Origin of the sequence: Pseudoxanthomonas koreensis, from assembly GCF_010093225.1 — a bacterium.
GTDB lineage: Bacteria > Pseudomonadota > Gammaproteobacteria > Xanthomonadales > Xanthomonadaceae > Pseudoxanthomonas > Pseudoxanthomonas koreensis.
In genome coordinates, this window is the sequence record NZ_PDWM01000063.1 from 1 (window position 1) to 10944 (window position 10944).

A 10944-nucleotide genomic window follows, 5' to 3' on the forward strand; every position below is an offset into this window, starting at 1 on the left:
CGGCGGGGGCCGCCGCACCTTGGGTATATGGCCCACCCTTCGGGACGACATCCTGTCTTTACTCAGGGCCGTGGCACATCCATGTGCCACTTGGGCCATATACCCAAGGTACGGCGTCCTTTCGCGATCTTCGGGGGCGTGGCTTCTATTGGCCTAACGAAGCCATACCCGCAACGCCGCGACAGGACGTCGTTCTGCCGCATTGGGGGTCGAGCGGCACAGGGATGTGCCGCGCTCGCGAACTGAGGCAGGACGCCGACGTGAGCGACGACCCCCAGTGCGGCAGAACGGCGGCCCCCACCGGAGCCGACGCAATCGGATGCCTCTGCTCTGCTCTCCCTGCCCCCCGATCCGGCTCTGCCCGGTCCGACGATTCAGCCACCCCGGAAGACAGGCACAAAAAAGCCCGCTTGCAGCGAACTGCCAGCGGGCCTGCTCCCTCCCCCACGTCGGGATGCGGGGCCATCGTGAAGGACTCGTTACGCGGTTTGCACGCTGCACTGCAAAACAACACCGCCAGGTTCAATTTCGGTGGTTTTTCCCGAGAAAACTGAATACGCGGAACCATCGATGTGACACCGGTTACACGCCCCGCCTCGGCTCAGGGCAACAGCGCCGGCTGCGCCTCGAACCATTCGCGCGCGCCGACCAGGTGCATGTCGCGCTGGCCGTTCCGCAGGTCCATCCCGGCCGCCAGCACGCCCATGCGCGCGTAGAGATGTCCGCGGCGGTCGCCTTCGGCCAACCGCAGCCGGGCCTGGACCTGGTAGCGGTCGTTGCGGGCATGCACGTCGTCCAGCACCAGGGTGTCGCCCTGCCAGTGCACCTGTGCGCTGGCATGGACCTGGCCGGAGTCCACCAGCCGGTCCATCCAGCGCGGCCAGCCGTCGGCGCCGCCGAACAGGTCGAGCAGGAAGCCGGCGTCGCGCGCCTGCACCTTGACCTTGCCGGACACCGAATCGGGCGCGGCCAGGTCGATCCGCGCGGCAGGCAGGTCGACCCGGGTCCACCAGCCCTGCCGCGACTGCCCCTCGGCGTTGCGGAAGCTGACGTTGTCCAGCCGGACCCCGGTACCGTCGAGGTGGAACTGGCGCTGCTGCAGGTCCGCGCTCTTCAGGCGCGCGTCGATGGCGACGTCGCCACGCAGGTCGCGCCCGCCCATCGACATGCGCGCGCCATGGCCCTGCACGCCGATCGTGCCATGGCCGATGCCGCCGGCGCCGTCCAGCTGCAGGTCCGCGCTGGCGGTGCCGCTGCCGCCCTCGATGCGCATCTGCCCGGACAGGAAGCGGTTGTACACGCGCAGGTCCGGCACCTGCGCGCCGGTGAAGCGCAGGTGCGCATGGGTGGCGCCGAGGCCGTTGCCGCGCGAAGGCACGCCCTCGACGGTCACGTCCAGCCGCAGGTCGTCGCCCTTGGCATACGGCGTGGACGCCGCCTGCACCGCGGCGATCGAATAGCGCTCCAGCTGCACTCCGATACTGGTCTGCAGCCGGCCCGACTCACCCGTGCCCAGGTCCGCGCGCACGCGACCCTGGCCACTGATCAGGTTGTCCATCACCGTGGCCGCCACCGCCACGTCCGGAAGTTCGACATGGCTGCCGGGCATCGGTCGCCCTTCCTGCAGGCGCAGGTCTGCCACCAGGTCGCCGGACCCGTCCAGTTCCAGCCAGGGCGGCGCATTGAACATCCGCGGCACCCACGCCAGCGACTGGAAGTGCCAGTTCCCGACCACGTGCCCGGACGTGCGCGGCAGCACGCTGTGCAGATCGCCCTGCAACGGCAGCTGGCGGCCCTGCAGGCGCAGCTCGGCGTCGAGGTCGAGCGCGCCGCCGGCGCGTTCGGGCACCTGCAGGCGCAGCACGATGTCGTCGTCGACACTCGCCTGCAGCATCATCTCGCCGCCCAGCGCCGCGCCGGTGAGGCCGACGCCCTGCATCGGCGCGGTCCAGCTCACCGTGCCGCCGGGCTGCAGCACGCCGTCGCGCATCTCCAGCCGCGCATGCAGCTGCCCGCCGCCCTGCACGGTCGCGACCCGGAAGTGCCCCTGCGGGTCGAAGTAGCCGCGCAGCGAGGCGCCCTCCGCATCCACCGACACCACCCCGTCGGTAAGCAGCAGCTTGCGTGCGCCCGGGGCCTCGGCGCGGGTGTGGCGATCGATCGAGAAGCCGCCGCCGATCCGGATCCCGTCCAGCCACTCCTTGCCGTCGGACAGCAGGCGCGCGTCGTCGAAACGGAAGGACGAGGGCAGGATCTGCATCGGCCCGCCACGCAGCTGCTTGGAGAAACCGAAGGTGGCGGTACCGTCGCCTTCCAGCACCAGCTCGTCGAAGTAGCCGCGGCGCACGTGGTCGGCGGCGATCCGCTCGAACAGCAGGGTCCAGCCGCCGGGCCGCGGCGGCGGCGGTTCAAGATGGGTCCGCACGTGCCGCGCGCCGCCGGTGACGCCGGAGGCGACGATCGCAGGCACCCGCACCTCCTTGCGCAGGAGCGGCCACAGCGCCAGGCGGCCGCGGACCCGTTCGGCCTGGATGTCCCAGGCGGTGTTGCGCACCTGGCCCTGCAGGCGCACGTCGCGGACGACCACATGCCCGGGGAACAGGGTGACTGCCGGGCCCCACTGCGCCTGGAACTTCTCCGGCTTGCGGTTGGCCGTCCAGGTGCCCAGCGGCGTGTTGAGGAACAGGTTGCCCAGCAGCAGGTAGACGCCATAGGCGACCAGCAGCGTCCACACGGTGCGTCGCAGCCAGCGCGGACGGCCGCGCCAGAACGCCAGCCATGCGGCCCACCAGCGCTGGATCACCCCTCGTGCCGTGGCAGATGTGCGCGTGCGTGCTTCCATGGTCGACGGGCTTCCTGCGGCGGGGGCCTGCGCACGCTACCGCGAATGCGGGCGCCGTGCACATGCGTGGAAGTACGCAACGCGTACCCGGCCGGGCACGCGGATCGCCCTGCGGCACGCCCCTGGATCAGGCGGCCACGTCGGCCTTGCCCTGCGCGCGGCGCACGCGCACCGCCTGCGCCAGTCGCTCCAGCACCTGCAGCGAACGCTCCCAGTCCAGGCAGCCGTCGGTGATGCTCTGGCCGTAGGCCGGGGCGACGCCGTCGACCAGGTCCTGGCGGCCGCCGACCAGGTGGCTTTCCACCATCACCCCGATGATCCGGGTGTCGCCGCGCTCGAGCTGGCGGGCGATGTCCTCGACCACCGCCGGCTGGTTGTCCGGGTTCTTGCCGCTGTTGGCGTGGCTGGCGTCGATCATGATCCGCGCCGGCAATCCTGCCTTGCCCAGCACCTCGCTGGCGGCCTGCACGCCGGCGGCGTCGAAGTTGGGCGCACTGCCGCCGCGCAGGATCACGTGCCCGTCCGGATTGCCGGCGGTGGCCGCGATCGCCGAGCGCCCTTCCTTGGTCACGGCCAGGAAATGGTGCGGGTGCGAGGCCGCCATCACCGCGTCGGCGGCGATACGCACGTTGCCGTCGGTGCCGTTCTTGAAACCCACCGGGCACGACAGGCCCGAGGCCATCTCGCGGTGGATCTGGCTCTCGGTGGTGCGCGCGCCGATCGCGCCCCACGCCACCAGGTCGGCGATGTACTGCGGCGAGATCGTGTCCAGGTATTCGCAGCCGGCCGGCAGGCCGAGCAGGTTGATGTCGCGCAGCAGCGCGCGGCCCACGTGCAGGCCCTTGTTGATGTTGAAGCTGCCGTCCAGGTCCGGGTCGTTGATCAGGCCCTTCCAGCCGACCGTGGTGCGCGGCTTCTCGAAGTACACCCGCATCACGATCTCCAGCGCGTCGCCGAGGGTGTCGCGCAGCGGGCGCAGGCGGCGCGCGTATTCCATCGCCGCGACCGGGTCATGGATCGAGCACGGGCCGATCACCACCGCCAGGCGGTCGTCGTGGCCGTGCAGGATGCGGTGCAGCGCGCGGCGTGCGTCGGCGACGGTGTCGGAGACCGGGTCGGTGCAGGGGATTTCCGCGATCAGCTGCGCGGGCGGGACCAGCGCGTCGATGCGGCGGATGCGCAGGTCGTCGGTGTGGGGGGCCATCGTGGTGCTCCTGGGGATCGTGTCTCGTGTTCCCGCCGGAGGCTGGCGACAAAAAAGCCGCCAGGGTCTCTGGCGGCTTTCGGGGGTGTGTTCTGGTCGAACTTCAGAACGCGCGTACCCCTTCCTCCGCCTGTGGCTTGGGAAAGTAGTACCAGAAGTAGAAGGAGGCGCGCTGCGTGTTCACGGCGTCATTGATAACAGCCACTCACGGCCCGCGCAACCGTTACAAGGGCAACGGCGGCGCTGCCGGCACTACCAGTGCCGCGGCAGCGGCCCCGGGATCACGAACCCTCGCCGCGCATCGCGCACCAGGAAGCCGCCACGCACCAGATCGCGAAACACATGGTTGACCATCTCCCGGGTCGCGCCGATGCGGCCGGCCACCTGTTGCTGGCTTACGTCCGCGGGCAGGAAGCGCTGGCCATGATCGGTCAGCGCCAGCCCATCGATGGCGGCCACGGTCCTGACGAACACGCTGTCGAACGCCAGGCTGCGGATCTGCCCGGTGGAATGGCGCAGGCGTTTGATCAGCCTGATCACGAGCGATTCGGAGAACCCGGGATAGCGTCGCATGAAGTCCCGGATTTCGCTGCCGCGCACTTCCAGGCACTCGGCCTGGGTGAGGGCCTTGACCGAAGCCGAGCGCGGGCCGCCGTCGAGAAACATTTCGCCGAACATCTCGCCCGACTCCAGGGTGTCGTAGATCACCTCGCGACCGCGCTCGTCGCGGGTAAAGACCTTCAGCCGGCCGGACAGCAGGACGAACAGGCATTCGGAGACATCGCTTTCGCTGATCACGATCCCGCCCCGCGCCACCTGCCGGACATCGCCCCGCTCGGCCAGCAGGCGGATCAGGTCGGGCGGGAGCCGGTCGGCGGACGGGGCCATGGCGGGACTCTATCTGCAAACGCACGCACGCACATCCCGACCATGGTGTGAAAAATTGCCCTTGTTCGTCGATGAGGCCCATGGTGCGATGACGGCGGACGGGGCGCATGGGGAATCGCATGAAGCGGACGGCATGGGCGTTGGGGATGATCGCGGCAGGCCTGTGCGGCCCGCTGCACGCACAGGATTCGCCGCTGACCCCGCAGCTGGAACACGTGGACCGGCTGCGCACCAGCGAGCAGGTGGGCGCGCTGGACTCGGAGCTGTTCGGCGACGAGGTGGGCCTGTACAACGGCGCCACCGGGTTCGCGGTGACCGACATCGACCTGCCGGGCAACGCCACCCTGCCGGTGCAACTGCGCCGGCGCTTCAAGGTGGAGTCGTTCAAGCAGGTGGTGCCGCTGGGCGGGTTCGGCAACTGGGACCTCGATGTCCCCTATCTGTCGGGCACCTTCGATGGCGTCTACAAGTGGAACACCGCCGAGAACGGCTCCACCTCGCGCTGTTCGGCGCTGTGGTATCCGCGCACCACCACGCCCTTCGAGATCACCGACATCTGGACCGGCACCTCCCTGCACCTGCCGGGGGAGGGCGACCTGGACCTGCTGTACCTGCCGCCCTCGGGCGGCACGGTGCCGTCGGACGGGGCCAGCTACCTGTGGAGCACCAGCAGCCTGCACCGGTTCAGCTGCACGGCGGCCACCTCCAACGGCTATCCCGGCCAGGGTTTCATCGCGGTGGACACGGCCGGCACCCGCTACACCTTCGACGTGGGCATCGAGCGCAGCGCCGGCACCATGCGCGACGTGTCCGGCAGCCTGCGCGCGCGGACCCGGGTGTACCTGATGGCCAGCCGGGTCGAGGACCGGCATGGCAACTGGGTGGCCTACCAGTACAGCGGCGACAAGCTCACCGGCATCTCGTCCAGCGACGGGCGGGCCATCGCCCTGACCTGGAGTGGGGACCGGATCGTCAAGGCCACCGCGCATGGCCGGGAGTGGAACTACGCCTACCTGTCCGATCCGGCCGCCATGGGCATGCGCCGGTTCCCGATGCTGTCCCAGGTCACCCTGCCGGACGCCTCCCAGTGGAGCTACCAGTACGAGCTGGCCAGTTCCGGGGCCGGTGGCCTCAATCCCCGCTACGAGTCCTGGGACGGTTCGGATGCCGACTGCACCCCGCCGGAGTTCTTCGCCAACAGCTTCGGCCTGCGGGCCACCCATCCGTCCGGGGCGCAGGGGCACTTCGAGTTCACCTTCATGCGCCAGCACCGCAGCGGCACGCCGGCCAATGCCTGCAACCGCCGCGGCGACGGCCGCTACGTGCTGGGCATCCCCGACCACTTCGACCTGTACGCGCTGGCGCGCAAGACCCTCAGCGGACCGGGCCTGCCCATCCAGCAGTGGCAGTACGCCTATCCCCATTCCGGCGGCCGGACCACCTTGCCGGTGCCGTGCATGAGCTGCCCGGGCGAGAAGCTGACGGTGGTGACTGAGCCGGACGGCAGCAAGCGCGAGCACACGTTCGGCAACCGCTACCTGGACAACAGCGGGCGGCTGCTGGGCACCACTGTCAAGACCGCCGCCGGTGCGGTGCTGCGCAGCGACAGCAGCACCTACATGACCAACGCCGAGGCCGCCGCGGCGCCGTTCCCGAACACCTACGGCTCCTCGCTGTCGGCCGACGACGACACCGCCACCCGGATCCGCCCGGTCAAGCTGGCCACGGTGGTCCAGCAGGACGTGACGTTCTCGCGCACGGTGAACAGCTTCGACGCCTTCGCCCGGCCGGCCAGCGTCACTCGTTCCAGCACCCTGCCCGGCAGCCCCTCGCGCACCGAGCAGACCAGCTACCACGACAACACCGCCAAGTGGGTCCTCGGCCAGGTGGCCCAGGTCACGTGCACCGCGCCGACCACCGCGCTGCCGGCCGGCTGCGGGGCCTCGGGCACGGTGATGTCGGCGGCCACCTACGACGGCACCTGGGCGCTGCCGCTGACCTACAGCGCCTACGGCAAGCTGCGGCAGACGCTGACCTGGGATACCACCTCGGCCATCGCCGGCGGCCAGCGCGGCACGCTCAAGACGGTCAAGGACGGCAACAACAACACGACCACGGTGTCCAGCTGGAAGCGCGGCATCCCGCAGTCGATCCAGCATCCGGCCACGCCCGAGTCGCCGTCCGGGGCCACCCAGGCGGTGCAGGTGAACGACAGCGGCTGGATCACCGCGGTCACCGACGAGAACGGCTACACCACGAACTACACCCACGATGCGATGGGCCGGCTGGCCAGCATCGCCTACCCCACCGGCGACAGCGTGGCCTGGAACACCACCACCCAGGCGTTCGCGCAGGTCGCCAGCGCCGAGTACGGCATCCCGGCCGGGCACTGGCGGCAGACCGTGGCCACCGGCAACGGCCGCAAGGTGACCTACTTCGATGCGCTGTGGCGCCCGCTGCTGGTGCGCGAGTACGACACCGCCAACGAAGCCGGCACCCAGCGCTTCAGCCGCTTCGCCTACGACCATCGCGGCCAGGTCACCTTCGCCGCGTACCCGTCCACCGCGCACACCGCCAGCACCGGCACCTGGACCGACTACGACGCCCTGGGCCGGACCACCGCGGTGGCCCAGGACAGCGAACTGGGCCTGCTGGTGACCCTGAGCGATTACCTGACCGAGTTCCAGACCCGGATCACCGACCCGAAGGGCAACCAGACCACCACCGGCTTCCTGGCCTGGGACCAGCCCGCCAACGACCTCCCGGTGACCATCGCCCACCCTGCCAGTGCCTGGACCCATATCATCCGCGACGTGTTCGGCAAGCCCACCCGGATCCGGCGCAGCAACAGCAGCAGCCCGACCGGCGGATCGGTGGCGGTGGACCGCAATTACGCCTACGACGCCTACCAGCAGCTGTGCCGCGGCGTGGAGCCGGAGACCGGCGCCACCCTGCTGGGCTACGACGGCGCCGGCAACGTGAAGTGGAGCGCGGCCGGGCTGCCTTCGGGCCAGGCCTGCGAGGCCAACGGCACCACCCCGGCGGTGGCCGCGCGGCGGGTGGACCGGACCTACGATGCGCGCCACCGGCTCAAGACCCTGGCCTTCCCGGACGGGCGCGGCAACCAGAGCTGGACCTACACCCCCGACGGCCTGCCGGCCACGATCGGCACCAACAACAGCAGCGGCGGCACCACGGTCACCCACAGCTACAGCTACAACCGGCGCCGGCTGCCGACCCAGGAGGGACTGGTGCCCGATGCCAGCCAGAGCTGGACCCTGGGCTACGGCTACAACGCCAACGGCCACCTGACCAGCCACGTCTACCCGGCCGGGCTGACCGCCAGCTACACGGTCAACGCCCTGGGCCAGGCGACCCAGGTGGCCGCGCAGGACGGGGGCACGGTCAACGTGGCCAGCAACGTGACCTACTTCCCGAACGGCGCGCTCAAGGGGTTCACCTACGGCAACGGGCTGGTGCACACCGCCACCCAGAACACCCGCGGCCTGCCGCTGCGGATGACCGACTGCGCCGTGGCCGGGACCTGCAGCAGCGCCAACCGCCGCCTGGACCTGGAGTACGGCTACGACGGCAACGGCAACGTGGCCGGGATCACCGACCACACCAGTGGCGGCCGGCAGACCCGGGCGATGAGCTACGACGCACGCGACCGGCTAACCCAGACCACCTCCAGCATGTTCGGCACGGCCGGCTACGGCTACGACGCGCTCGACAACCTGACCACGGTGAGCGTGGGCGGCCCGCAGGCGCGCAGCCAGGCCTACTGCTACAGCAGCAACCGGCTGAGCACGGTGCGCACCGGCAGCTGCAGCGGGTCCATCGTGCACAGCCTCGCCTACGACGTGCAGGGCAACCTGGCCAGCAAGGGGGCGCAGGCGTTCGGGTTCGACTACGGCAACCGGCTGCGGGAGGTGTCGGGGGTGGCGACCTACCTGTACGACGGGCACGGGCTACGGGTGCGCGGCAGCGCCAGCGGGGCGGCCCCGTACCTGTACAGCCTGTACGACCGCGGCGGGGTGCTGCGCTGGCAGCGCGACGAGGTCGCCGGGCAGCAGGTGCGGCACCTGTACCTGGGCGGCCGGCTGCTGGCCGAGCACCGCAAGCCGGTGGGCGGCAGCACGGTGACGATCGAGTACCTGCACGTGGACGGGCTGGGCAGCCCGATCGCCAGGACCAACAGCAGCAAGACCACGATCCAGAGCAGCGAGCACGAGCCGTACGGGTTGATGCTGAACCGGGGCAACGACAACCGGCCGGGGTTTACGGGGCATGTGATGGATGCCGGTACCGGGCTGACGTATATGCAGCAGCGCTACATGGATCCGCGGTTGGGGGTGTTCCTCAGCGTTGATCCGGTGACGGCGTATGAGAGCAGGGATTGGCGGCAGTTCAATCGATATGCGTATGCGTTCAATAATCCATACATGTTTGCTGACCCGGATGGGATGAATCCTGTTCACAATTGGCTAGTGAACAATGGATTTCTTCCCCCGGCTGGGCAGAACGCGCATACGCCAATTGATGGTGCGAGCCGCGGAGATGCGAAGGTTGTGGGTTTGATGGCTGGTTCGGCGTTTGTCGGTGGTGCCGCAGGCGCCGCAGTGGCAGTGGGGGCCCCGGCGATGGTGATGGCTGCGGCGGAAAGCGCGAGCCTGCAGACGGGCCTTGCTGCCCAGCAAGTCGCCAATGCGACAACAGGAACCATTGCAGCAGCCAGCGAGGCAACGAGTGGGGCAGTCATAGGTGCAACCGTGCGCACAATGGTGGCAGTTGAATCTGAAGTAAGCATGGCAGTGGCATATGCTGGCGCAAGCACGGGTACAGCCAATGCCATGGGTGCATCAGCTGCTGCTGCGACTCCAGTTGCCATTGCAGAGTTTGCAACTGGAGCTATCACCGGTGCAGCAGGAGTCAATAGCCCCCCAAGCTCCATTGCAAATCAAGCTGGTGCTTCACTTGGTTCAGTGGTGAGAGAAGAGCTAAAGGACCGATAATTTATGTCATACATTGGAATTGGGCTCCTATTGCTAATGCTTGGATCTTATTTATTCTTTGGGGGTAATAGCTATTTCCCTCAAGGATCGAATATCCCATTTAATTTTGGTGATTATAAAAATGTAGTGGGTATCGGCCTGATGTTATTAGGAGTAATATTCATCCGTGCTGGAATAAATTCATTCAAGGGAAAATGAACGAGAACGGGGTCAGATTCACTTCCTGATGGGAAAGAAGTGAATCTTCCTCCGTTTTTTTCAACGGCAACGTGGCCGGGATCACCGACCACAGCAGTGGCGGCCGGCAGACCCGGGCGATGAGCTACGACGCGCGCGACCGGCTGACCCAGGCCACCTCCAGCATGTTCGGCACGGCCGGCTACGGCTACGACGCGCTCGACAACCTGACCACGGTGAGCGTGGGCGGCCCGCAGGCGCGCAGCCAGGCCTACTGCTACAGCAGCAACCGGCTGAGCACGGTGCGCACCGGCAGCTGCAGCGGGTCCATCGTGCACAGCCTCGCCTACGACGTGCAGGGCAACCTGGCCAGCAAGGGGGCGCAGGCGTTCGGGTTCGACTACGGCAACCGGCTGCGGGAGGTGTCGGGGGTGGCGACCTACCTGTACGACGGGCACGGGCTACGGGTGCGCGGCAGCGCCAGCGGGGCGGCCCCGTACCTGTACAGCCTGTACGACCGCGGCGGGGTGCTGCGCTGGCAGCGCGACGAGGTCGCCGGGCAGCAGGTGCGGCACCTGTACCTGGGCGGCCGGCTGCTGGCCGAGCACCGCAAGCCGGTGGGCGGCAGCACGGTGACGATCGAGTACCTGCACGTGGACGGGCTGGGCAGCCCGATCGCCAGGACCAACAGCAGCAAGACCACGATCCAGAGCAGCGAGCACGAGCCGTACGGGTTGATGCTGAACCGGGGCAACGACAACCGGCCGGGGTTTACGGGGCATGTGATGGATGCCGGTACCGGGCTGACGTATATGCAG

General features: G+C 68.7%; 4 protein-coding genes and 1 pseudogene. 2 read left to right on the forward strand and 3 right to left on the reverse strand.

From position 1 onward, the window contains the following. Positions 1–601 precede the first annotated feature (601 nt). From CSC64_RS13405 to CSC64_RS13415, 3 genes are all read right to left on the reverse strand, one after another. Entirely contained in the window at positions 602–2842 is a 2241-nt protein-coding gene (locus tag CSC64_RS13405) for an AsmA family protein (protein WP_162435835.1), read from the reverse strand. Between the two features lie 127 nt (positions 2843–2969). Beyond that, complete coding sequence (locus CSC64_RS13410) at positions 2970–4046, reverse strand: 3-deoxy-7-phosphoheptulonate synthase (RefSeq protein WP_162435836.1); 1077 nt, start codon at positions 4044–4046, stop codon at positions 2970–2972. A 252-nt stretch (positions 4047–4298) separates the two neighbouring features. Then, positions 4299–4934, reverse strand: a complete 636-nt coding sequence (locus CSC64_RS13415) for a Crp/Fnr family transcriptional regulator (protein WP_162435837.1) — start codon at positions 4932–4934, stop codon at positions 4299–4301. Positions 4935–5053: 119 nt separating this feature from the next. On the opposite strand from CSC64_RS13415, the gene CSC64_RS13420 reads away from it, so the two are divergent. Together CSC64_RS13420 and CSC64_RS13425 are read left to right on the forward strand one after the other, a co-directional pair. After that, positions 5054–9949, forward strand: coding sequence for an RHS repeat domain-containing protein (locus CSC64_RS13420; RefSeq protein WP_162435838.1), 4896 nt, complete (start codon positions 5054–5056; stop codon positions 9947–9949). A 269-nt stretch (positions 9950–10218) separates the two neighbouring features. Then, positions 10219–10944, forward strand: a pseudogene (locus CSC64_RS13425) (RHS repeat-associated core domain-containing protein); the annotation flags it as partial.